The sequence below is a fragment of the Alloalcanivorax gelatiniphagus genome (assembly GCF_005938655.1).
In the GTDB taxonomy this organism is placed as follows: Bacteria; Pseudomonadota; Gammaproteobacteria; order Pseudomonadales; family Alcanivoracaceae; genus Alloalcanivorax; species Alloalcanivorax gelatiniphagus.
On the sequence record NZ_VCQT01000001.1, the window covers coordinates 174,299 to 195,464 of the forward strand.

At 67.4% G+C, this 21,166-nt stretch carries 23 protein-coding genes; 13 read left to right on the top strand and 10 right to left on the bottom strand.

Translation table 11 applies throughout. The features are described from left to right. The first annotated feature begins 26 nt into the window (after nt 1–26). The 4 genes from FGS76_RS19385 to sfsA all read left to right on the top strand — a co-directional run bounded on the left by FGS76_RS19385 (nt 27) and on the right by sfsA (nt 3,058). The gene (locus FGS76_RS19385; RefSeq protein ID WP_170214369.1) at nt 27–461 is read left to right on the top strand and encodes a hypothetical protein; all 435 of its coding nucleotides are present in this window, start codon (nt 27–29) and stop codon (nt 459–461) included. Continuing rightward, on the top strand, nt 462–956 hold the full coding sequence (locus FGS76_RS19390; protein ID WP_170214370.1) for a hypothetical protein: 495 nt from the start codon (nt 462–464) through the stop codon (nt 954–956). A 255-nt stretch (nt 957–1,211) separates the two neighbouring features. Beyond that, nucleotides 1,212–2,330 (top strand): aminotransferase class I/II-fold pyridoxal phosphate-dependent enzyme, encoded by a 1,119-nt coding sequence (locus tag FGS76_RS00810; protein ID WP_138770753.1) that lies wholly within the window; start codon nt 1,212–1,214, stop codon nt 2,328–2,330. Next, the gene (sfsA, locus tag FGS76_RS00815) at nt 2,327–3,058 is read left to right on the top strand and encodes a DNA/RNA nuclease SfsA (RefSeq protein ID WP_138770726.1); all 732 of its coding nucleotides are present in this window, start codon (nt 2,327–2,329) and stop codon (nt 3,056–3,058) included. The genes FGS76_RS00810 and sfsA overlap by 4 nt, the downstream gene beginning before the upstream one ends. A 50-nt stretch (nt 3,059–3,108) precedes the next feature. Here sfsA and FGS76_RS00820 read toward each other — a convergent pair whose 3' ends face one another. The 3 genes from FGS76_RS00820 to FGS76_RS00830 are packed head-to-tail and all read right to left on the bottom strand — an operon-like array spanning nt 3,109 to nt 5,434. Beyond that, a complete protein-coding gene (locus FGS76_RS00820) occupies nt 3,109–4,095 on the bottom strand; it encodes a serine/threonine protein kinase (RefSeq protein WP_138770727.1) in 987 nt (328 codons plus the stop codon). Beyond that, nucleotides 4,092–4,433, bottom strand: a complete 342-nt coding sequence (locus FGS76_RS00825) for a Rieske (2Fe-2S) protein (protein WP_138770728.1) — start codon at nt 4,431–4,433, stop codon at nt 4,092–4,094. Before FGS76_RS00825 ends, FGS76_RS00820 begins: the two co-directional genes overlap by 4 nt. Continuing rightward, on the bottom strand, nt 4,430–5,434 hold the full coding sequence (locus tag FGS76_RS00830) for an adenosine kinase (RefSeq protein ID WP_138770729.1): 1,005 nt from the start codon (nt 5,432–5,434) through the stop codon (nt 4,430–4,432). Before FGS76_RS00830 ends, FGS76_RS00825 begins: the two co-directional genes overlap by 4 nt. 111 nt (nt 5,435–5,545) lie before the next feature. Here FGS76_RS00830 and mrcB point away from each other — a divergent pair, with 111 nt between their 5' ends. Then, a complete protein-coding gene (mrcB, locus tag FGS76_RS00835) occupies nt 5,546–7,879 on the top strand; it encodes a penicillin-binding protein 1B (RefSeq protein ID WP_138770730.1) in 2,334 nt (777 codons plus the stop codon). 24 nt (nt 7,880–7,903) lie between these two features. Here mrcB and FGS76_RS00840 read toward each other — a convergent pair whose 3' ends face one another. Next, entirely contained in the window at nt 7,904–8,740 is an 837-nt protein-coding gene (locus tag FGS76_RS00840; protein ID WP_138770731.1) for an EcsC family protein, read from the bottom strand. A gap of 116 nt (nt 8,741–8,856) precedes the next feature. On the opposite strand from FGS76_RS00840, the gene FGS76_RS00845 reads away from it, so the two are divergent. Continuing rightward, nucleotides 8,857–9,357, top strand: a complete 501-nt coding sequence (locus tag FGS76_RS00845; RefSeq protein ID WP_240692336.1) for a tetratricopeptide repeat protein — start codon at nt 8,857–8,859, stop codon at nt 9,355–9,357. Next, nucleotides 9,354–9,818, top strand: coding sequence for a Cys-tRNA(Pro) deacylase (ybaK, locus tag FGS76_RS00850; RefSeq protein WP_138770732.1), 465 nt, complete (start codon nt 9,354–9,356; stop codon nt 9,816–9,818). The genes FGS76_RS00845 and ybaK overlap by 4 nt, the downstream gene beginning before the upstream one ends. A gap of 60 nt (nt 9,819–9,878) precedes the next feature. Here the strand turns inward: ybaK and hemL are convergent, their stop codons facing one another. The 4 genes from hemL to hemJ form a co-directional block, all read right to left on the bottom strand. Beyond that, nucleotides 9,879–11,165 carry a glutamate-1-semialdehyde 2,1-aminomutase gene (hemL, locus tag FGS76_RS00855; RefSeq protein WP_138770733.1) on the bottom strand — a complete coding sequence of 429 codons (1,287 nt, stop codon included), beginning with the start codon at nt 11,163–11,165 and terminating at the stop codon, nt 9,879–9,881. Between the two features lie 20 nt (nt 11,166–11,185). Next, on the bottom strand, nt 11,186–11,848 hold the full coding sequence (gene thiE, locus FGS76_RS00860) for a thiamine phosphate synthase (RefSeq protein ID WP_138770734.1): 663 nt from the start codon (nt 11,846–11,848) through the stop codon (nt 11,186–11,188). Continuing rightward, nucleotides 11,845–12,609, bottom strand: coding sequence for a bifunctional hydroxymethylpyrimidine kinase/phosphomethylpyrimidine kinase (thiD, locus tag FGS76_RS00865; RefSeq protein ID WP_138770735.1), 765 nt, complete (start codon nt 12,607–12,609; stop codon nt 11,845–11,847). The genes thiE and thiD overlap by 4 nt, the downstream gene beginning before the upstream one ends. A gap of 99 nt (nt 12,610–12,708) precedes the next feature. After that, nucleotides 12,709–13,131: a protoporphyrinogen oxidase HemJ gene (gene hemJ / locus FGS76_RS00870; protein ID WP_138770736.1), complete on the bottom strand. Its 423-nt coding sequence runs from the start codon at nt 13,129–13,131 to the stop codon at nt 12,709–12,711. Between the two features lie 161 nt (nt 13,132–13,292). On the opposite strand from hemJ, the gene FGS76_RS00875 reads away from it, so the two are divergent. The 5 genes from FGS76_RS00875 to FGS76_RS00895 all read left to right on the top strand — a co-directional run bounded on the left by FGS76_RS00875 (nt 13,293) and on the right by FGS76_RS00895 (nt 17,029). Further along, complete coding sequence (locus tag FGS76_RS00875; RefSeq protein ID WP_240692338.1) at nt 13,293–14,678, top strand: chloride channel protein; 1,386 nt, start codon at nt 13,293–13,295, stop codon at nt 14,676–14,678. Between the two features lie 116 nt (nt 14,679–14,794). Beyond that, entirely contained in the window at nt 14,795–15,520 is a 726-nt protein-coding gene (locus FGS76_RS00880; RefSeq protein WP_138770737.1) for a DUF6776 family protein, read from the top strand. A 30-nt stretch (nt 15,521–15,550) separates the two neighbouring features. Beyond that, nucleotides 15,551–15,991, top strand: coding sequence for a bactofilin family protein (locus tag FGS76_RS00885; RefSeq protein ID WP_138770738.1), 441 nt, complete (start codon nt 15,551–15,553; stop codon nt 15,989–15,991). Between the two features lie 53 nt (nt 15,992–16,044). Next, the gene (gene erpA, locus FGS76_RS00890; RefSeq protein WP_138770756.1) at nt 16,045–16,383 is read left to right on the top strand and encodes an iron-sulfur cluster insertion protein ErpA; all 339 of its coding nucleotides are present in this window, start codon (nt 16,045–16,047) and stop codon (nt 16,381–16,383) included. Between the two features lie 109 nt (nt 16,384–16,492). Beyond that, nucleotides 16,493–17,029: a phosphatase PAP2 family protein gene (locus FGS76_RS00895; protein WP_240692340.1), complete on the top strand. Its 537-nt coding sequence runs from the start codon at nt 16,493–16,495 to the stop codon at nt 17,027–17,029. A gap of 6 nt (nt 17,030–17,035) precedes the next feature. Here FGS76_RS00895 and FGS76_RS00900 read toward each other — a convergent pair whose 3' ends face one another. Next, nucleotides 17,036–18,130: an anhydro-N-acetylmuramic acid kinase gene (locus FGS76_RS00900; protein WP_138770739.1), complete on the bottom strand. Its 1,095-nt coding sequence runs from the start codon at nt 18,128–18,130 to the stop codon at nt 17,036–17,038. Next, nucleotides 18,120–19,481, bottom strand: a complete 1,362-nt coding sequence (locus FGS76_RS00905; protein ID WP_138770740.1) for an OapA family protein — start codon at nt 19,479–19,481, stop codon at nt 18,120–18,122. The genes FGS76_RS00900 and FGS76_RS00905 overlap by 11 nt, the downstream gene beginning before the upstream one ends. A 251-nt stretch (nt 19,482–19,732) precedes the next feature. Here FGS76_RS00905 and tyrS point away from each other — a divergent pair, with 251 nt between their 5' ends. Continuing rightward, on the top strand, nt 19,733–20,932 hold the full coding sequence (gene tyrS / locus FGS76_RS00910) for a tyrosine--tRNA ligase (RefSeq protein WP_138770741.1): 1,200 nt from the start codon (nt 19,733–19,735) through the stop codon (nt 20,930–20,932). Nucleotides 20,933–21,166: the final 234 nt, after the last annotated feature.

The window sequence follows — 21,166 nt, forward strand, 5'->3', positions numbered from 1 at the left end:
ATTTGTTCACCTTGGATGTCACCTGATTGGAAGATGGAGAACGGGTTGAAGCCCGGGTCGGGCTTCCTGACGCCGTCCTGGCGGCCCGGGTGGGACGCTGGGGTTCGGTGGTCCGGGCCGCCTTGGCGGCGGGTCGGGTCGCGGCTTTTTTGGGGGCCGCGGCCGAGGTCGGTTTCGCCGGCGAGGTGCTCGCCGGTTTGCGAGTACTGGTGGCGGCCTTGGCGGGCGCCGGGGCTTTCTTGGGCGCGGCCTTCTTCACCGGCGCCTTGGTGGCGGCGGCTTTTTTCGGCGCGGCCTTGGCCGCCGGGGCTTTTTTGCCGGCAGTGGTTTTCGCGGTGGCCTTGGTGGCCGTGGCTTTCTTCACCGCCGGCTTGGCGGCAGGCTTCTTCACGGCGGCTTTCTTGGCGGTAGCTTTCTTCACAGCCGCCTTCTTGGTCACGGCCTTCTTGGCCGTGGATTGATTGGCCGGGGCCTTTTTCACCGTCGCTTTCTTCGCGGTGGTCTTTTTGGCGGCGGCCTTTTTAGCTGCGGCTTTCTTGGCCGGTGCTTTCGCGGCGGCGGCCTTGCTCTTGGCGGCGGTTTTCTTCGCCGGGGTCTTCACGGCGGCTTTGCCGCCGGCGGCGGTGCGGGAGGAAGCGGTGTTGCGAGCGGGAGCGGCTTTTTTGGCGGCGGTCTTGGTCGCGGCCTTCTTCACGGTGGCCTTTTTCGCCGTGGCTTTTTTCGCCGTGGCCTTTTTCGCAGTGCTTTTACCGGAGGACGCGGCCTTGGTGGTTCGGGTTTGCGCCGGCTTGGCCTTGCCTTTCTTGCTGGCCGTGCTTTTTTTGCTTTTGCTTCCGGTGGCCATTTTGATCAACTCCCTTAACATAGTCGCAACTCGCTTCCTGGGCTTCCCCGAACGAGGGCCGGCCTGGCGGGGACGCCCGGCGAGTGCCGCCTCGGGACGGACGATAGTGTAAGCTTCGACCTTACCGTTTTAGTGCGACCTTTGTCACCATTCCGCCAGCGTGCTCACGGAGGGCAGCCGGCGGCGCGGGGCGCGGCGATTATAGCCCACACGGGCAGAACCACCAGCCCTGAAAAAGGCCGAAGCGACGAAGGTATAGCAAAGCTTTTCCCGTGGAAAAAGAGGTTTTTTTTTGACCACTACGAAAACCACCGATTCCGGCGCGCCACTTTCCCTTCTGGCGACCCGGACACCGCCCTTTCATGTGATGGCTCTGCTGGAGCGGGCCCAGGCCCTGCAGGCGGCGGGACGTGACATTCTGCACCTGGAAGTGGGCGAGCCGGACTTCCCGTGCCCGGCCCCGATCATGGCCGCCGCCGGCGACGCCCTGGCGCGGGGCGACACCCGCTACACCCCCGCCGCCGGGCTGCCCGCCCTGCGCGAAGCCATCGCCCTGGATTACCGGCGCCGGCTGGGGGCGCCGGTGACCGCCGACCAGGTGGTGGTGACGCCGGGGGCGTCCGGCGCCCTGCAGCTGGTGATGACGGCGCTGCTCAATCCCGGCGATGAAGCGCTGCTGTGCGATCCGGGCTATCCCTGCAATCGCCAGTTCGTGACCCTGGCCGGTGGCGTGCCGCGCCCGCTGACCCTGGACCCGGCGGAGCAGTTCCGCCTCAGCCACCAGCGGCTGGCCGCCAGTTGGGGCGAGCGCACCCGGCTGGCGATGGTGGCAAGCCCGGACAATCCCACCGGCAACCGGCTGGACACCGCCGAGCTGGCGGCCATGGCACGCTGGTGCGCGGAGCGGCGCGGCACCCTGGTGGTGGACGAAATCTACCAGGGGCTGTGTTACGACGCCCCGGCGGACACGGTGTTGCGCCACGGCGACCAGGCGGTGGTGATCAACAGTTTCAGCAAGTATTTCGGCATGACCGGGTGGCGGCTGGGCTGGCTGGTGGCGCCCCGGGCGCTGGTGCCGGCCATCGAACGGCTGGCGCAGAACTGGTTTCTGGCGCCGGCCACGGTGGCGCAGCACGCGGCGCTGGCGGCGTTCGATGAGGAAACCCTGCTGATCGCGGAACAGCGCCGCCAGCTGCTGGATCGCCGCCGCACCCTGTTGAAGGAAGCGCTGCCGGCGCTGGGGCTGCCGGTGGTGGGCGGCGCCGAGGGCGCCTTCTATCTATATGTGGATGTCAGCGCCCACACCGACGACAGCTTCGCCTTTTGTCAGGACCTGCTGGAGGAGGCCGGGGTGGCGTTGACCCCGGGGCTGGATTTCGGCGCCGACCATCACCCGGAGCGCTACCTGCGGCTGGCCTATACCTGCGATGAAGACCGCCTGCGCGAGGCGCTGCGCCGCCTCGCCGACTACCTGGGGCGCCCGTGAAGTTCGAGCCGCCGCTGCGGGCGGTCACGCTGCTGCGCCGCTACAAGCGCTTTCTCGCCGACGTGCGCTTGCCGGATGGTGAGGAAATCACGGTGCACTGTCCCAACACCGGCTCGATGAAATACTGCGTGCTGCCCGGCGTGGAGCAGGCGGCGCTGATCTCCGACAGCGGCAACGACAAGCGCAAGTATCGTCACACCCTGGAAGCGGTGCGGGTGGCCCACGGCCACTGGGCCGGGGTCAACACCGGGCGCACCAACGCGCTGGTGGCGGAGGCGATCTTGGCCGGGCGGGTGCCGGAGCTGGACCCGGGCGATGGCGTGGAGCGGGAAGTGGTGTTCGGCGACAGCCGCTTCGACCTGGCCCTGGGGGAGCGGGCCGCGCCGCACACCTATATCGAGGTCAAGAACGTGACCCTGGGGCCCGGGCCGGACGATCCGGACCACGGCGACATCCGTTTTCCGGATTCGGTGACCGAGCGGGGGCAGAAACATCTGCGCTCATTGATGGAGGTGGTGCGCGGCGGCGGCCGGGCGGTGCTGTTCTTCTGCGTGCAGCACAGCGGCGCCCGCCGGGCCGGCCCGGCGGACCATATCGATGCCCGTTACGGGGAGCTGCTGCGCGAGGCGGTGGCCGCCGGCGTGGAGGTGCTGGCCTGGCGCACGCGCATGGCGCAGGATTGCTTTGAATTGGACGCCCCGGTGCCGGTGACGCTGGATCGCGGCTGAAGCCGCTCCTACATCACCTCTGTAGGAGCGGCTTCAGCCGCGACCCACCGTCAGCCGATATCTCCCCGGCTCAGCGCATCCAGCTGCTGCTCCAGATCGTTGAGATGGTCCTGCCAATAGCGCGGTGACTCGAACCAGGGGAAGGCGGGCGGGAACGCCGGGTCGTCCCAGCGCTCCGCCAGCCAGGCGCTGTGCCGCAGGATGCGCCGGGTGCGCAGGGGCTCGATCAGGCGGCGCTGCGCCCAGGGAAACGGCAAAAAGGTCTCGTAGCCTTCCGCCAGCACCCGCAGCTGTTGCTGGTTTTCCAGCTCATCCCCGGAGAGCAGCATCCACAGGTCCTGCATGGCCGGGCCGCGCAGGCTGTCGTCCAGGTCCACGAAGTGGGGCATGTCGTCGCGCCAGAGAATATTGCCGGTGTGGCAGTCGCCGTGCACGTTGATGGCGGTCCAGCTTTGGTCGCGCAGGCGTTCCGCCATGGCGTCCAGCAGCGCGGCGGTCACGTCCCGGTAGCGCCCGGCGAAGTTGGGGTCCACCACGTCGCCGTTCACATAGTCCACCGCCTGGCGGCTGTCGGCCAGCACATCGAGCACCGGGCGGGCCTGGAACGGCCGGTCGTTGCCGGCGGCGTGCCAGCGCGCCAGGGTGCGCCCGAGCAGTCGCAGATGGTTGTCGTTGTCCAGTTCCGGGGCGTGGCCGCCCTGGCGGGGAAACACCGCGAAGCGGAAGCCGGCATGGACGAACAGGGTGTCGCCGTCGGCGTTGGCCAGCGGTGCCACCACCGGCAGCTCCTGGTCACGGAGAAAGCCGCTGAAGGAATGTTCCTCGACGATCTGCGCGTCACTCCAGCGGCCCGGCCGGTAGAACTTGGTGACCACCGGATCGGTGTCCTCCAGCCCCACCTGATAGACCCGGTTCTCGAAACTGTTCAGTGCCAGCAAGCGGCCGTCGGTGACGAAGCCGGCGCTGTCCACGGCGTCCAGGATCACGTCCGGGGTCAGATCGTCGAACGGATGATGCCCGGCGCCCTGGTGGTTCATGCGGGGGCTCCCACCGGGCCCACCCAGACGGTGTCGTCGCGCACTTCCACCGGTACCGCGGTGAGCGACTCACCGCTGCACGGCCCGGACAGGCAGTGCCCGTTTTCCGGCTCGAACAGGGCGCCATGGTTGGCGCACACCAGAAAGCGGCCGTCGTCGTCCATGAACTGGTCGGGCATGAAGTTCAGCTCGATGCCCAGGTGCGGGCACCAGTTCAGATAGGCATGGAACTGGCCGTCGAAGCGCACCACCACCACCGACTGGTCGCCCACCTGAAACTCCCGGGCGCTCTCGTGGGGGATTTCCTCCACCCCGCAAACCGGCTGCTGGCCGCTCATTGGCCCAGCACCCGGCGCCGGATCTCCAGATGCGCCTCCGCCGACAGGCGCGGTCCGAATTCGCGGATCAGCCGGGCGCAGGCGGCGCTGGCCAGGCGGCCGGCGGTGGGGAAGTCTTGGCCCTGGGTGAGAGCATAGAGAAAGGCCCCCGCGAACATGTCGCCGGCGCCGTTGGTGTCCAGCGGCTGCACCGGTTCCGCTTCCACCTGATGGGTGTTCTCGCCGTCCCACAGCAGGGCGCCACGGGCACCCAGGGTCATGGCCAGACCGTTGCAAAGCGGCTTGAGCGCTTCCAGGGCAGCTTCCGGGGAATCGGTGCCGGTGAAGCCCAGCGCTTCCGCCTCGTTGCAGAACAGCAGGTCCACGCCGGTGCCGAGCATTTCCACCAGCCCGTCACGGAACAATTGCACCATGGCCGGGTCGGAGAACGTCAGCGAGGTGCGCACGCCGTGTTTCTCCGCCAGTTCGCGCAGGCGCACGGCGGCGGCCCGGCCGCTGTCGGAGCTGACCAGATAGCCTTCCAGGTAAACGTAGCGGGAGGCGGCGATGGCCGCTTCGTCCAGCTCCGACTCGCTGACGGTCTGCGAGATGCCCAGGAAGCTGTTCATGGTGCGTTCCGCGTCCGGGGTGATCATCACCAGGCATTTGCCGGAGGTGCCGGCCTCGCGCTGGTCGCCCATGTTGCTGTCCACGCCGGCGGCGCGCAGGGCGTCCACGAAGAAGGTGCCGGTGTCGTCATCGGCCACCTTGCAGGCATAGTAACCACGGCCGCCGAAGTAGCGGGTGGCCACCACGGTGTTGCAGGCGGAGCCGCCGCAGGTATGGTTGTGCGGTTCGGCTTCCCCGGCCAGGGCGTCCAGCAGTTCGCGCTGGCGTGCCTCGTCGACCAGGGTCATCAGTCCCTTACCCAGGTTCATGCGATTGATGAAGTCGTCGCTGACCTCGATTTCGGTATCCACCAGGGCGTTGCCGATGGCGTACACGTCGTATTTTTTCTCCATGGAGGCTCCGAACGGGTTGGCGAAGGCGCCTATTATGGTGACGCCATCTAACAGTGTAAAACCGGAACGCCGTCCATAGGCGGTTCCCACAGGTCTCTCTATACTCCCGCCATGGCGAAGAAAGCGAAAACATCGAAATCATCCAAAAAGCGTAAGGTCTCCCGGCAGCGACGCCGCTGGTGGAGCTGGCGTTTCATCGGCAAGCTGGCGCTGGTGCTGCTGTTATTGGCGGCCGCCGGGCTTGCCTATCTGGACGCCTATGTCCGTGACCGCTTCGACAGCCACGTCTGGCAGCTGCCGGCGCGGGTCTACGCGCGGCCGGTGGAGCTGTACCCCGGACGGGTGCTGTCACGCAACGACATGCTCAAGCTGCTGGAACTGATGCGCTACCGGCGCGCCGCCGGCGCGCCGACACCGGGCAGCTACAGCACCGACGGCAATACCCTGGTGATCCACACCCGCGGCTTCCGCGACAGTGATGGCGGCGAGCAGGCGGAGCGCATCCGGGTGACCCTGGGCGGTGACCGTATCCGTGCTCTCAGTGGCGGCGGTGGCAATGATTCCGTGGCGCGCCTGGAGCCGTTGCAGATCGGCAGCATCCATCCCGGCCACACCGAGGACCGGGTGTTCGTGCCCCTGGACCGGGTGCCGCCGCTGCTGGTGCAGATGCTGATCGCCACCGAGGACCGGGACTTCTACGACCACCACGGTATTTCCCCCCGTGGCCTGGCCCGGGCCATGCTCGCCAATCTCAAGGCCGGCGGGCTGGTGCAGGGCGGCAGTACCCTCACCCAGCAACTGGTGAAGAATTTCTGGCTCACCCAGGATCGCACCCTGGCGCGCAAGCTGGTGGAAATGCCCATGGCGGTGCTGCTGGAGCTGCACTACAGCAAGGAGCAGATCCTCGAGGCCTACCTGAACGAGGTTTATCTCGGCCAGGACGGCAACCGCGCCATCCATGGCATGGGCCTGGGCGCGCAGTTCTACTTCGGCCGTCCCCTGGAAGAGTTGGAGCCGCACCAGCTGGCCACCCTGGTGGCGTTGCTGAAGGGCCCCAGCTACTACGATCCGCGCCGCAACGAGGCCCGCGCCAAGGCACGCCGCAATACGGTGCTGCGGGTGGCCCATGACGAAGGCGCCCTGAGTGACCGGGATTTCCAGCGCTACAAGGAGCGTGGCCTGGAAGTGGTGCCACGGGGCGCCTCGCCGCTGTATGCCTTCCCCGCCTTTATTGATCTGGTGCGCCGGCAACTGGCCCGGGATTACCCGCCGGAGGTGCTCGGCGCCGACGGCCTGCGCATCCATTCCACCCTGGACGTGCTCGCCCAGCTGGCCTCGGAAAGCGCCCTGCGCGAGCACCTCAAGCGCATCGACGGCAGCGGCGACCGGCTCAACGGCTCGGTGGTGGTGGTGGCGCCTTCCCAGGGGGACGTGCTGGCCCTGGTCAGCAGCCGCAAGCCCCGGGACCATGGCTACAACCGGGCCCTGGACGCCAGCCGCCAGATCGGTTCCCTGATCAAGCCGGCGGTGGTGCTCACCGCGCTCAAGCAGCCCAAGCGCTACAGCCTGGCGACCCTGGTTCCGGACCAGCCGATCACCGTGCCCCTGGCCAACGGCAAGACCTGGACACCGCAGAACTTCAGCGGCGAATCCCACGGGCCGGTGCCGCTGCTGGATGTGCTGGTGCATTCCTACAACCAGGGCACCGTCAACCTGGGCATGGACCTGGGCCCCGGCGAGGTGGTGAAAACCCTGGAGCAGCTGGGCGTGCGCCGCAAGATTCCGGCCTATCCGAGTATTTTGCTGGGCAGTATCAATATGACGCCGTTCGAGGTGGCCATGTGGTACCAGCCCCTGGCCACCGGCGGCTTCGCCACGCCGCTGCGCTCGATCACCGATGTGCTGGACAAGAACGGCGACCCGCTGGCGCGCTACCCGGTGGAAACCTCCGAGGTGCTGGACTCCGGCCCCGCCTACCTGACCCAGTGGGCCATGCAGCAGGTGATCAACTCCGGCACCGGCCGGGGCGCCCGCCGGGTGCTGCCCCAGGACCTGCGGGTGGCGGGCAAGACCGGCACCAGCGACCAGTATCGTGACGCCTGGTTCGCCGGTTTCTCCGGCAACCATCTGGCGGTGGTGTGGGTCGGCCGCGACAACAACCAGAGTGCCCAGGTCACCGGTGCCACCGGCGCTTTGCCGGTCTGGAGCCAGGTGATGGCCTCGCTGCCGCAGACCAGCCTGTCGGATACCCCGCCGCCGGGAGTGGAAAACGTGTGGATGGCGCCGTCCGGCGACGAGACCAGCGGCGAGAACTGCAACGACGCCCGTCAGTACCCGATGATGGAAGTCTCGATTCCCACCGCCAGCGACGGTTGCGGGGACAGCGGCCCGGTGCGCAAGGCCGGCAAGGGAGTGGTGGACTGGTTCAAGGGCCTGTTCAACTGACCACCCGCGATGGTAGGAGCGGCTTCAGCCGCGATGCCATTGGCGGGCCGCCTGTTTTTCGAACTCGGCGCGGATCACCTCCGCGCCGTAGCGGTTTTCCAGCCGTTTGACGGTGAAATGGCCCAGCGCCATGTCCTGATAGAAATCGGTGAACAGGGTGTTCAGGGTGGCGCCGGTGGCGGCGCCGATAATGGGCACCGCCTGGGCGGCGATCTTGTTGGTGATCACCACGCCGAAGCGCTCCGCCACCTTTTCGATCAGGCGCCCCAGCCATTTGCCCGCCTGGGTGGAGGTCATCAGTCCGGCGGTGTGGCCGGCGCCCTGGCGGGCGGCGATGTCGGCCAGTTCCCGGGATAGTTGCCCCATGGCCTGGGTGGCGAAGCCACGGGCCATGTAATAGCCGGTTTCGGCGCCGTCGTCCTTGTCGGACGGTCCGCCCATGGCGAACACTTCCACGCAGGCCGCCTGGGTATCCGGGTCATCCAGGTCGAACCCCTCACCCCGGGCCACGTCGGCCACCGCGCGCATCATGATGGTGGTGGAGACCGGCAGTTCCACCAGCAGCGAGGTCAGACCGAAGGCGCCGCCCACCGCGCCGGACGCCGCCGCGTACAGTTTGTGGCGCCGGGTGGAGGCCGGCCGGGGCGTCTTGTCCAGGCTCCACAGGGCGGCGTCCACCGCCCTGCGCAGGGCCACTTCCACCGCTGCGTTAATGCGCGCGGACGCGCCGGCGGGCAGCTTTTTCACCGCGCTCTCCAGCGGTGATCCGATCTGGTGGGAAAGGCGGGCGACCAGGCTGGGCGAGGTCAGCAGCCGGACCGCCCGTTCCAGGTCGGCAAGGTCGTTCGCGCTGAGTGTCATGGCATTCCCGGGGTGCTGAGCGGTTCACAACTGTAGCCGTGGCCACCCGGGAAGAAAAGCGGGAGAATGCCGGCTGTTCACCCTGGAACGAAACACCACGAAAAGGAACGCGATCCATGTCGTCCGTGCTATCGCAAACGATCCCCTTGCCCGCCCTGACCGTGCCGGCGCCGCTGCGCTGGCTGGTGCTGGTGGCCCTGTTGATGTCCGGCTGTACCGCCATGCCCACCGCGGAAACGCCGCGCACGCAAGGGGCGCCGGTGACCGCCGATACCGAACTGTCCGGCTCGCCGGCGCTGGCATTGCTGGAGCGCGCCGGCCAGGCCCGGGAGCAGGGCCGCGATGCCGCCGCCGGGCGCTATCTGGAGCGGGCCCTGACCATGGCCCCCAATTCGTCCTGGCTGTACCGGGAGCTGGCGCTGCTGCGGTTGGAAGAGGGCGATCCCGCCGCCGCCGAAGGGCTGGCCCGCCGCGCCCTGCGGCTGGCGCCGGACAATGACGCCTACCGGGCGGATCTTTGGGAGCTGGTGGCCGCCGCCCGCGCCGAGCTGAACGATCCGGAAGGCGCCGACGCGGCCCGCGCCCGGGCCGAGAAACTGCGCCGGGGCCAGGCATGACACCGGCGGTGAAAGCCGCCGAGAAAGGCGGTGTACGGTTCCGGCTGCACGAGTATCAACACGACCCGCAGGCACAGAGCTACGGCCTGGAAGCCGCCGAACGGCTTGGCCTGCCGGCGGGGCAGGTGTTCAAGACGTTGCTGGCGGACGTGGACGGCCGCACCCAGGTGGCCATGGTGCCGGTGGGCCGCAGCCTGGACCTGAAGGCGCTGGCGCGGGCCGCCGGTGGCAAGAAGGCGGCCATGGCGGACGGCGCCCTGGCGGAGCGGCTCACCGGTTATGTGCTGGGGGGCATCAGCCCGCTGGGGCAGAAGAAGCGGCTGCCGCTGTGGGTGGACGACAGCGCCGGCGGCTACGACACCCTGTATATGAGTGCCGGCCGGCGTGGCCTTGAGATCGAGATGGCGCCGGCGGATCTGCTGGCGCTGACCGGTGGCAGGATGGTGCCGCTGGCCCGTTAGGGGGCGCGGCTGAAGCCGCTCCTACAAGCGATGCGTAGGAGCGGCTTCAGCCGCGAATCCTCAAAGGGCGGCAAAGGCCGCCCGGGCGGCGTCCAGGGTGGCGTCGATGTCGGCGTCGTCGTGGGCGATGGACACGAAGCCCGCTTCAAAGGCGCTGGGCGCCAGATACACACCACGGTCCAGCATGGCGTTGAAGAAGGTGCCGAAGCGCGCCGCGTCGCAGGCCATCACCTCGTCGAAACGGGTGATGCGGGTCTGCTCGGTGAAGTACAGCCCGAACATGCCGCCGGCCCGGGTGGTGTGCAAGCCGACCCCCACTTCCCGGGCGATGGTGGACAGCCCCTCGGTGAGTTTCTCGGTCTTCGCTTCCAGTTCCTCGTAGAAGCCTTCCCGTTGCAGCTGCCGCAGGGTGGCCAGGCCGGCGGCCATGGCCACCGGATTGCCGGACAGGGTGCCGGCCTGGTACACCGGGCCCAGCGGTGACAGGTGTTCCATCACCGCTTTCTTGCCGCCCAGCGCGCCCACCGGCATGCCGCCGCCGATGATCTTGCCCAGGGTGGTCAGGTCCGGGGTCACGCCGTAGAGCGCCTGGGCGCCGCCCCGGGCCACCCGGAAACCGGTCATCACCTCGTCGAAGATCAGCACCGCACCGTACTGGTCGCAGTAGCTACGCAGGGCTTCCAGGAACCCCTGGGTGGGCGGCACGCAGTTCATGTTGCCGGCCACCGGCTCGACGATCACCGCCGCGATTTCCTCGCCACGGGCCTTGAACACTTCCTCCAGGCCGCCGGCGTCGTTGTAGTTCAGCGTCAGGGTGTCGTCGGTGACCGCCTTGGGCACGCCGGGGGAACTGGGGGTGCCCAGGGTCAGCGCGCCGGAGCCCGCCTTCACCAGCAGGCTGTCCACGTGGCCGTGGTAGCAGCCTTCGAATTTGATGATCTTGTCGCGGCCGGTGTAACCGCGCGCCAGGCGGATGGCGGTCATGGTGGCCTCGGTGCCGGAGTTGACCATGCGCACCATGTCCATGGAGGGCACCATTTCGCAGACCAGGTCGGCCATGTCCACTTCGGCGGCGGTGGGGGCGCCGAAGCTGAGGCCGTCGGCCACCGCCCGCAGCACCGCTTCGCGCACCGCTTCATTGTTATGGCCGAGGATCATCGGACCCCAGGAGCCCACGTAGTCCACGTAGCGGTTGTCGTCCTCGTCGTAGAGATAGGGGCCTTCGGCGCGGTGGAAGAACACCGGCGTGCCGCCCACGCCCTTGAACGCGCGCACCGGCGAATTGACGCCCCCGGGGATGTGCTTCTGGGCGCGGCGGAACAATTGTTCGGAATGCGTGCGACTCATGGGGGACTCCTTGACGGGCGTTAGCGGTTGAACAGGCCGGCCAACTGGCGGGCGGCGGCTTCCACGCCGGCGTGGGTGGCGTCGTCGGGATCGGCGAGGCCGAACAGGGCGTGGATCACGGCCACGGCATCGGCGCCGGCCTCGATCAGCAGGCCGGCATTATGCGCATTCACCCCACCGATCGCTACCAGGGGTTGATGAAAGCGGCGCCGGGCCTGGCGCAGGGTATCCAGGTCCGCCGGCGGCGCCTCGGGTTTGGTTTGGGAATCGAAAAAACGGCCCAGGGCCAGATAATCGGCGCCCTCGTCGGCGGCCTTGGCGGCCAGATCCAGGCGGCCATGGCAGGACACCCCGATCAGTTTGTCGCCGCCAAGCAGGCGCCGGGCTTTGTCCACGGCGCCGTCGCTCTGGCCCAGATGCACGCCGTCGGCTTCCACCTCGGCGGCCAGCGCCGGGTCGTCGTTGACGATGAACAGGGCACCGTGATCCTGGCACAGCAGCGCCAGGCGGGCCGCCCGGTGGCGGCGGGTGGCGGTGTCCGCGAGCTTGTCGCGGTACTGCAACATGCTGACGCCGCCGCGCAGGGCCGCCTCGGCGGCGCTGAGCATACTGTCACCGGGGGTCAGTCGCGGGTCGGTGATGGCGTACAGGCCGCGCACGCGGTGGGTGTCGGGATGGCTCATAGCGGCCTCCGGTCGGGAACGTACTGGCCGCCGCCCGGGCGCCAGGCGTGACGCAGGGCCTGGTGCAGCCAGCGTTGTGCTTGCTCGGCGGCCTGCTCCAGGTGGTCGCCCCGTGCCAGCCGGCAGGCCATGGCCGAGGCCAGGGTGCAGCCGGAGCCGTGGTAGACCTCCGGCAGGCGCGGCCAGTCCCAGTGGTGGCGGCGCTCGCCGTCGAACAGATGATTGCTGACCTGGTCGGTGTCGTCGTGGGTGCCGGTGACCAGCACCGCGCGCCCGCAGCGCTCGGCGATCCGCGCCCCGGCCGCCTGCACGCCGGGGACACCGGCCAGCAGCTCGGCCTCGGGCAGGTTGGGCGTGAGCACCGTGGTCAGCGGAGCCAGGCGGGTCAGCATGGCCTCGCCCAGGTCGCCCCGGGCCAGGCTGCCGCCGGCCTCCGCCGCCAACACCGGGTCCAGCACCACCGGCACGCCGGGCAGCCGCGCCAGCAGGTCGGCGATCCATTCCACCATCTCCACCGAGCCGGTCATGCCGATCTTCACCGCCTGGAACTGGTAGTCGGCCAGCAGCGCCTCGGCCTGTTGCTCCAGCAGATCGATGGGGGTCAGCTGGAAGCCGCTCACGTTGCGGCTGTTCTGCACTGTAAGCGCGGTGATCAGGGTGCTGGCGAAGCCGCCCAGGCTGTGCACCGCCTCGATGTCGGCATGGATGCCGGCGCCCCCGGAGGGGTCATGGCCGGCGATCACCAGAATATTGGGTTTCATTGCTACCGCCACTGTCGATGACCGTCACTTTCGATGACCGCCACGGTTGATGAAGAAAGCGCGGCCCCAGCGTCCGGCGCCGGGCGGGCCGCGTCAAGGTCAGAACGGGCGCACCACCACCAGGATCACAATGGCGACCAGCAGCAGTACCGGTATCTCGTTGAACACCCGGTAGAAGCGGTCGCTTTTGGTGTTGGCGTCGGCGGCGAATTTCTTCAGGTAGGCCAGGCACACATGGTGGTAACCGACCAGCAGCACCACCAGCGCCAGCTTGGCGTGCATCCAGCCCTGGGTTTTGTAGTAGTCCCAGTTCAGCGCCAGCATCCAGATGCCCAGCACCAGGGTGGCGATCATCGACGGGTTCATGATGCCCCGGTAGAGCTTGCGCTCCATGATCTTGAAGCGCTCGCGGCTGGGTTGGTCCTCGGCCATGGCGTGGTATACGAACAGCCGGGGCAGATAGAAGATGCCGGCGAACCAGCAGATCACGGCGATGATATGAAAGGCCTTCAGCCACAGCATGGCGCTCTCTCCGGACGGTGGCGCGTCTGTCGCGCCTGTTTACAAGTGAACGGGTCAACGTCATTGGAGTGTTGACCGCTGGACGGGCTATACTACCGGGCCTTTCCCCGCCACCAAAGCGCGGTCGCCCCGGACCGCCCCGACCGGACAAGAGGAGTGCCGTGAGCAAGCCGATGCGTGCCAGCCGTGTGATGCGATACTACCTGTTTCGCACGCGACGTCTGACCCGTAGGCAGCTGGGCACCATGCAAGACTGGAAGATGCGGGTGGTGTTCTGGATCGGCGCTCTGCTGGTCGGTCTGGTCACGGTGAGCTTCGCCTGGGTGGCGGAATACTGCGCCGACCTGTTCTTCCAGATGCAGCGGCAATCGTCCCTGTGGCCCATTCTGATCACGCCCCTGGGCATGTTGCTGGTCACCGCGATCATGCGGCGCACCGGCCCGGAATCCCAGGGCAGTGGTATTCCCCAGGTGCTGGTGGTGCTCAAGCAGCGCTACCACTGGCTGCGTCCCACTTTCCTGTCCCTGCGGGTGATCGTCACCAAGTTCGGGCTCACCTGCCTGGGCCTGTTGTGCGGCGCCAGCATCGGCCGCGAGGGGCCCAGCGTGCAGATCGGCGCCGCCATCATGTATTCGGCGGGCAAGATCGGCCGGCTGCAGCAGAAGTACGTGGACACCTCCTTGATCGTGGCCGGCGGCGCCGCCGGGGTGTCGGCGGCGTTCAACGCGCCCCTGGCGGGGATCGTGTTCGCCATCGAGGAACTGGCCGGCTCCTTCGAGCAGCGCACCAGCGGTACCCTGATTCTGGCGATTCTGCTGTCCGGTGTGGTGGTGCTCTCCATCGCCGGGCACTACAGCTACTTCGGGCATCCGGAAGGCGCCCTGGACCTCACCCATGACTGGCTGGCGGTGGGCGTGGCGGCGCTGGTTTGCGGACTGCTGGGCGGCGCCTTCAGCCGCATGCTGATCGCCGGCAGCCGGTTCCTGTCCCCCTATGCCCGCAACCATCCCTACCGGGTGGTGCTGCTGTGCGCTCTGGTGGTGGTGTTCCTGGGGCTGCTCACCGGCGGCGCCACCTACGGCAGCGGCTATGAACAGGCCCGCCACCTGTTGTCCGGCGAAAGCCAGGGCGACTGGTTCTACCCGCTGGCGAAGATGGGCGCCACCCTGGTGTCCTATTTCACCGGCATGCCCGGCGGGCTGTTCTCGCCCAGCCTGGCCGCCGGGGCCGGCATCGGCAATGTGATCGGCGGTCTGTTCCCCGGCGTTTCCGTGGTGGGGCTGACGCTGGTGGCCATGGCCGCTTTCCTGGCGGCGGTGATCCAGCGCCCGATCACCTCCTTCGTGATCGTCATGGAGCTGACCGGCAACCGCCACGATATCCTGCTGCCGCTGATGGCCGGGGCCTTTCTGGCGGCGGCGGTTTCCAAGATCGTCTGGCTCAAGCCCCTTTACGATTCCCTGGCGGACCGCCTTCAGGAAGGGGAAGGCATGGCCCTGGACCGGGCCCGTGTGGTCAGTACCGAGGGTGGTGACGACAAGCGCTGAGTTGCCCGGTCCGCGAGCGGTGCCTATCATCCTGGTTTCAGAGGAAAGTATGAGAGAGCCCGCGACATGATGCCGTTTCCCCGCCTTCGCTGTTTCCCGCCGGCGCGCCCGCTCTGATGGCGCGCCGTGACCGCCCGCGCGCCGGCGTGGACGATGTGGTGCTGGTGCCGGTCAGTCCGTCCCGGCGCCGGCGCCGGCGGGTATCGTTGCTGATCGCGGCGGTGCTGGCGGTGCTGGCCGCCGCCGGCGGCGGCTTCTGGCTGGGGCAGGGCGGTGCCCTGGACACCGGGCGGCATATTCAGGAACTGCGCGCGGAACTCAAACAGACCCGGGAGAACCTGGCCGAGGCGCGCCAGGATCTGGCCCGCTATCGGGCCGATTCCCAGGTGTCCGACCAGGCCGGCGAACAGTTGCGCCAGGAAATCCGGGCCCTGCGTGACCAGGCGGCGGAATTGGAAGAGGCGGTGGCGTTCTACAAGAACGTGATGTCGCCGGGTTCCGCCGATAATCCCCTGCTGGTGCAGAAGTTCGAAGTGGCGCCCGCCGACGGCGAGCGCCGCTTCCGCTACCGTCTGGTATTGGTACAGACCGGTGATAACCGGGACTACCTGTCCGGCCGGGTGAGCCTGGCGTTGAAGGGGATGCGCGACGGCAAGGCGGAAACCCTGGAAGCCGGGGATTGGCTCGATGACAGCAGTGAATTGAGCTTCAAGTTCCGTTATTTCCAGGAGCTTTCCGGTACTCTGACGGTGCCCGAGGGGTTCGAGGTGAGCGCGCTGGAAGTGACCGCGCGTTCCACCGGTGGCCGGCGTGCGGAGGTAACCCGCAGCCTGCCGTGGTGAAACAAGCGACCGACTATCAGGAGAGAGCAGGTGAGGCGAGACAAGAAGAACAGTGGCCAGCGGAATTTTCGTGACCACACCCTGATCGCGCCCAGTGCCCGCGTCATGGGCGACATCGAATTCAATGGTGGCCTCCACATCCAGGGGGAAGTGGAGGGCAACATCACCGTGGGCAGCGAAGGCGGCCAGCTGGTGATCGGCGAGACCGGCGTGGTGCGCGGCGAGATCCGGGTGCCGCGCATTACCATCAATGGCCGGGTGGAAGGCGACGTCAACGCCACCGAGCACCTGGAACTGGCCAGTAAGGCCCAGGTGGAAGGCAATGTGTTCTACGTCACCATCGAGATGCTGATCGGCGCCCGCGTCAACGGCAAGCTGGTGCGCCTCGATGAAGAGCGCCGCAACCTGCCGGCGCCGGAAAAACCCGGCGACGCCCGGGGCGACGCCTCGCCGGCCACGGACAATTCTTGACTGTAACACTCGGGTATTGGACCATGGCTTTCGTACCAGCATTTCAGGCCGACATGAGCGAATCCAATCCCATCATTCTGACCGAGCGAGCCGCCGCCAAGGTGCGCGAGCTGCGTGACGACGAAGGCAACCCCGACCTCAAGCTGCGGGTGTACATCACCGGCGGCGGTTGCGCGGGGTTTTCCTATGGCTTCACCTTCGACGAGCAGGTCAACGAGGACGACACCGCGGTGAACCGCGAGGACGTGACGCTGCTGGTGGATGCCATGAGCATTCAGTACCTGGACGGGTCCGAGGTGGACTACGAACAGGGGCTGATGGGCTCCCGGTTCATCGTTCACAACCCCAACGCCGCCACCACCTGTGGCTGCGGGTCGTCGTTCTCGGTATAGAGACATGGCCTGGCCGGCCGGTTTTTCGGCGCCGCCGGGAACCGGAGCGGTCACACAACGGTCATCAAAGTATCAGATTACTGTCGTTAACAGCACGGAAGCTGGAGGCATGATGATACAGCGTCCTTCACTACAGCGTATGACCGCCGCCGACGCCCGCGCCATGGGCTGGTTGCTGCGTCAGCCCCGTGCTGCCCATCGGGCGCAGCTGGCCCGTGGCATCTCGCGGCTCGGCGATGGCCCCCTCTACGTGTTCCTGGCGTTGGTTATCTGGTTGCTGGACAGCACCCAGGGGACCCGCTTCGCCCAGGCGGCGGTGATTGCCTACGGCCTGGAAGTGCCGGCCTTCATGCTGCTCAAGCACCTGATCAAACGGCCGCGACCGGCGGATATGGACACCACCCTGTGCGTGTTCCTGAAGCCGGCGGACCGCTTCAGCTTCCCCTCCGGCCACACCGCCGCCGCCTTTGTCATGGCCACGCTGATGGGCGTGTTCTATCCGGTCTGTGCCACGGTGATGCTGGCGTTCGCCGGCCTGGTGGGGCTGTCCCGGGTGTTGCTGGGCGTGCATTACCCTTCCGACATCGCCGCCGGCGCCCTGCTGGGCAGTCTGTGCGCGATGACCGCCATGCTGTTGGTGGGCTGAGCCGCTTCAGTCCGGCAGCGTCAGCCGGCCGAGAACCGCCGGCCGGGTGGCGCCGGTGACCGCCGGCGCATTGCCCGGCACCCGATGCCACCAGGCCCAGGCCAGCCAGGCAAAGGCCGCCGCCTCCACCCAGTCCGGCGCCAGGCCGACCACCGAAGTGGATTCCGCACTCACTCCCAGGCAGCGACTCAAGCGCGCCATCAGATCACCATTGTGGGCGCCGCCGCCACACACCAGCAGACGCTCCGGCGCGAACGCCGCCAGCGCTTCGGCGACGCTGCGGGCGGTCAGCTCCGCCAGCGTGGCCTGAACATCCCGGGGCTCGGCGTCGTCGGCCAGGAAGCCGGCCAGCCAATCCAGATGAAAATACTCGCGGCCGGTGCTCTTCGGCGGCGCCTGTCTGAAATACGGGTCCTGGAGCAGGGCCTCCAGCAGTTCCGGCAGCACCCGCCCGCCGGCCGCCCAGGCGCCGTCGGCGTCATAGCTCCGCCCCTGGTGCCGTTGGTGCCAAAGGTCCAGCAGGGTGTTGGCCGGGCCGGTGTCGAACCCGCCGATCAGCGTGCCCTCCCGCAGCAGGCTGACATTGGCGATACCGCCCAGATTCAGCACCGCCACCCGGGCGTCCGGCGCCGCCAGCAGGTACTCGTGGAAGCGGGGCGCCAGGGGCGCGCCCTGGCCACCCAGCACCATGTCCTTGTTACGGAAATCACTGATCACCGGCAGGCCGGTGGCGGTGGCCAGGGTGTCCGGGCAGCCCAGTTGCAGGCTGAACCCGTCCTGCCCCGGGCGATGGCGAACGGTCTGGCCATGGCAGCCGATGGCGGTGATGGTGTCCGGGTCGATGCCGGCGGCGGCCACCAGTGCCTGAACGGCGGCGGCGTACTCCCGGCCAAGCGCCCGGTGGCAGGGGCCGGCGCGATCGATCTCGTCGGCCCCCGGGCGGGTCAGGGTCTGCAAGGTGTCACGCAGTGCGGCGGGCAGGGGCGCGGAGTGGGTGGCCAGTAGCTCCACCCGGTGGTCGGTGAAGCGGGCCAGGACGGCATCCACGCCGTCCAGGCTGGTGCCGGTCATAAGACCGGCGAACACCGAATCAGAACACATTGCTGCTGGCCAGCGTGGCGGCTTCCGCGAACAGGGTCATCTGGGCGTCCATGCGCTTGGTCTGTACCAGGAACTGGGGCTTCTCGTTGCTGTTCACGCCTTCCGCCTTGGGCAGTTCCACGGTCTGCGGATTGCGGTGCACGCCGTCCACCCGGAACTCATAGTGCAGATGGGGGCCGGTGGCCAGGCCGGACATGCCCACATAGCCGATGGTCTGCCCCTGGGTGACCCGGCTGCCCACGCGCATCCCCTTGGCGAAGCTGCGCATGTGCGCGTACAGGGTGCTGTAGCGTTGGCCATGTTTGAGGATCAGCACATTGCCATAACCGCCCTTGACCCCGGCGAAGATCACCTTGCCGTTGCCGGCGGCCTTGATCGGCGTGCCGCTGGGGGCGGCGTAGTCGATGCCGCGGTGGGCGCGCACCTTGTTGAGAATCGGGTGCTTGCGGCCCAGGTTGAACCGCGAGCTGATGCGCGAGAACGCCACCGGGGTACGGATGAACGCCTTGCGCATGGAGCGCCCCTGGCTGTCGAAGTAGTCGGTGTCGCCGGAGCGGGTTTGGAACCGGTAGGCGGTCAGATGGCGGCCCTGGTTCCAGAACTCCGCCGCCAGAATATTGCCCTCGCCGACTTTCTCGCCGTCCAGATAGAGCTCCTCGTAGAGCACCCGGAAGCGGTCGCCGTTGCGGATGTCGAGCACGAAGTCGATGTCCCAGCCAAAGATGTTGGCCAGCTGCATGGTCAGGTTGTCGCTCATGCCGGCGGCGTGGCCGGCCAGGAACAGGGAATTGTCGATGGTGGCTTCCGCGAACCGGGTGCGGCGCTGATATTGCCGGGTCTCGCTTTCCACCCGCCATTGGCCGTCGTCCTGGAGAATCGCCTTGACGGTCTGCACCCGTGACGGGTGATAGCTCAGAGCGGTCAGTTCGCCCTGGTCGTCCACGGAGATGTTCAGGTGGTCGCCGGGGCGCAGCCTGGCCAGCTCGGCCAGCTTGTCGTCGCCGGTGACCAGGCGGTGTACCTGGGCGGCGGTAACGCCGTGGGCCTGCAGCAGGGTGGAAAGGGTGTCTCCGGACTTGACCTCCAGCTCCACCCAATCGCGCTCCGGTTGTTTCGGCACCGGCTCCGCAGCGGTGACGGCGTGGCCGGGCTCCGGTTGCGGCTGGCTGGTGGCCACCGCCGGTGCCGGCTTCGGCAGCTCCAGAGTGCGGGTGCGTTCGGGGTGGCTCTCTCCGGATTCCGGCGCCAGGGCCATGATCACCACGGTAAGAGCAAGGGCGGCGGAGATGGCAAGGTGGGCACGGGGAAATCGGCGCGCCATGCGGCCGAGGGCGGAAAGTTTCATTCTCATGCTGATCGCTACACTCTGAATTGGCCGCCTTGGGCATTCATGGCGGAGCCTCCGGCCTGGAATTCGCGGGGGAGGTTCCTTGAATTGGAGCAAAGATACCCGCCTTCTACCGGCGCCTTCAAGTGCTACAATAGCCCGCTTTTCCGGGTCCGGAAGCCCCGGCGGTCGGCTTTTCTGACCGTCGCGGGGTGGTCGGGTTCCCCGTTATTCTGGGCTTGCCGCCGGGGCGGTCCGAGGTATTGAGGTAGTTCATGGTCAAGGTCGAAGAGCAAATGGCGCTGCTGTCGCGGGGCGCCGATGAGATCATTCAGGAAGACGAGCTGCGCGAGCGCATCGCCAGTGGCAAACCGTTGCGGGTCAAGGCCGGCTTCGATCCCACCGCGCCGGATCTGCACCTGGGGCATACGGTGCTGATCAACAAGCTGCGCCAGTTTCAGGAGCTGGGGCACCATGTGATGTTCCTGATCGGTGATTTTACCGGCCTGATCGGCGACCCCACCGGTAAAAGCGCCACCCGGCCGCCGCTCACCCCGGAAGAGGTCGGGCGCAACGCGGAAACCTATAAGGAACAGGTGTTCAAGATCCTTGACCCGGATAAGACCGAGGTGGTGTTCAACTCCACCTGGATGAGCGAGCTGGGCGCCGCCGGCATGATCAAACTGGCCAGCCAGTACACGGTGGCGCGCATGCTGGAGCGCGATGACTTCGACAAGCGCTACCGGGCCAACCAGCCGATCGCCGTCCATGAGTTCCTCTATCCGCTGGTGCAGGGTTACGACTCGGTGGCCATGGAGGCGGACGTGGAACTGGGCGGCACCGACCAGAAGTTCAACCTGCTGATGGGGCGCACCCTGCAGAAGGCCCACGGCCAGCGACCGCAGATCTGTCTGACCATGCCGATCCTGGAAGGGCTCGACGGGGTGCAGAAGATGTCCAAGTCGCTGAAGAACTATGTGGGCGTCAGTGACGCGCCCGGCGATATGTACCGCAAGCTGCTGTCGATCCCCGATGCCCTGACCTGGCGTTACTATGAATTGCTCAGCGGGCTTTCCAACGAGGCGCTGGCGGAGCGCCGGGCCGAGGCGGAGCGCCTGGGCAGCCCCCAGGAGGCCAAGAAAGCCTTCGCCCTGGAGATGGTGACCCGGTTCCACGGTGAGGAGGCGGCCCGCGCGGCGCCGTCCTCGGCGGGCAACCTGACTGCCCTGGGTGAGATCCCGGACAATGTGCCGGAAGTGGAGGTGGTGCTGGAGGACGGCGACCAGATTCACGTGGTGCCGTTGCTGCGTCTGGCCGGGCTGGCCCAGAACGGTAAGGCGGCCAAGGACGTGTTCGCCCGTGGCGCGGTCTATGTGGATGGGCACCAGCTTACCGACGAGCGCAACTTCGCCCGGGGCGAGAGCGCGGTGATCCAGGCCGGCAAGAAAAAGATCGCCCGGGTGATTATCAAGTAAACCCAGGCGGGGCGCGGCTTTGCGCCCCTTTCCGGCGGGCGCGGGCTGGACGAAAACTGACCGCTTGAAACGAATTTCAAGAAAAGCTCGAAAAAAGGTTTGACAGGTACGGCCCGATCCGTAGAATGCGCACTCCTCGACGGGGCAACGACGAAACGCTCAGCCCCGCGGCTCTTTAACAACTTCCTCTTATACACATCTCCGAGCCCACGCGACCGACTCCTATCTCGTTTG

What these genes read in the sequence shown, in the direction of transcription:
- tyrS (WP_138770741.1), top strand. Translation starts at nt 19,733, where the DNA reads ATGGTCAAGGTCGAAGAGCAAATGGCGCTGCTGTCGCGGGGCGCCGAT.
- FGS76_RS00845 (WP_240692336.1), top strand. Translation starts at nt 8,857, where the DNA reads ATGTCGTCCGTGCTATCGCAAACGATCCCCTTGCCCGCCCTGACCGTG.
- FGS76_RS00820 (WP_138770727.1), bottom strand. Translation starts at nt 4,095, where the DNA reads ATGAACCACCAGGGCGCCGGGCATCATCCGTTCGACGATCTGACCCCG.
- thiE (WP_138770734.1), bottom strand. Translation starts at nt 11,848, where the DNA reads ATGAGCCATCCCGACACCCACCGCGTGCGCGGCCTGTACGCCATCACC.
- hemJ (WP_138770736.1), bottom strand. Translation starts at nt 13,131, where the DNA reads ATGCTGTGGCTGAAGGCCTTTCATATCATCGCCGTGATCTGCTGGTTC.
- FGS76_RS00830 (WP_138770729.1), bottom strand. Translation starts at nt 5,434, where the DNA reads ATGGAGAAAAAATACGACGTGTACGCCATCGGCAACGCCCTGGTGGAT.
- mrcB (WP_138770730.1), top strand. Translation starts at nt 5,546, where the DNA reads ATGGCGAAGAAAGCGAAAACATCGAAATCATCCAAAAAGCGTAAGGTC.
- FGS76_RS00810 (WP_138770753.1), top strand. Translation starts at nt 1,212, where the DNA reads ATGGCTCTGCTGGAGCGGGCCCAGGCCCTGCAGGCGGCGGGACGTGAC.
- FGS76_RS00880 (WP_138770737.1), top strand. Translation starts at nt 14,795, where the DNA reads ATGGCGCGCCGTGACCGCCCGCGCGCCGGCGTGGACGATGTGGTGCTG.
- FGS76_RS00905 (WP_138770740.1), bottom strand. Translation starts at nt 19,481, where the DNA reads ATGAGAATGAAACTTTCCGCCCTCGGCCGCATGGCGCGCCGATTTCCC.
- FGS76_RS00895 (WP_240692340.1), top strand. Translation starts at nt 16,493, where the DNA reads ATGATGATACAGCGTCCTTCACTACAGCGTATGACCGCCGCCGACGCC.
- FGS76_RS00900 (WP_138770739.1), bottom strand. Translation starts at nt 18,130, where the DNA reads ATGTGTTCTGATTCGGTGTTCGCCGGTCTTATGACCGGCACCAGCCTG.
- FGS76_RS00840 (WP_138770731.1), bottom strand. Translation starts at nt 8,740, where the DNA reads ATGACACTCAGCGCGAACGACCTTGCCGACCTGGAACGGGCGGTCCGG.
- erpA (WP_138770756.1), top strand. Translation starts at nt 16,045, where the DNA reads ATGAGCGAATCCAATCCCATCATTCTGACCGAGCGAGCCGCCGCCAAG.
- FGS76_RS00825 (WP_138770728.1), bottom strand. Translation starts at nt 4,433, where the DNA reads ATGAGCGGCCAGCAGCCGGTTTGCGGGGTGGAGGAAATCCCCCACGAG.
- thiD (WP_138770735.1), bottom strand. Translation starts at nt 12,609, where the DNA reads ATGAAACCCAATATTCTGGTGATCGCCGGCCATGACCCCTCCGGGGGC.
- hemL (WP_138770733.1), bottom strand. Translation starts at nt 11,165, where the DNA reads ATGAGTCGCACGCATTCCGAACAATTGTTCCGCCGCGCCCAGAAGCAC.
- ybaK (WP_138770732.1), top strand. Translation starts at nt 9,354, where the DNA reads ATGACACCGGCGGTGAAAGCCGCCGAGAAAGGCGGTGTACGGTTCCGG.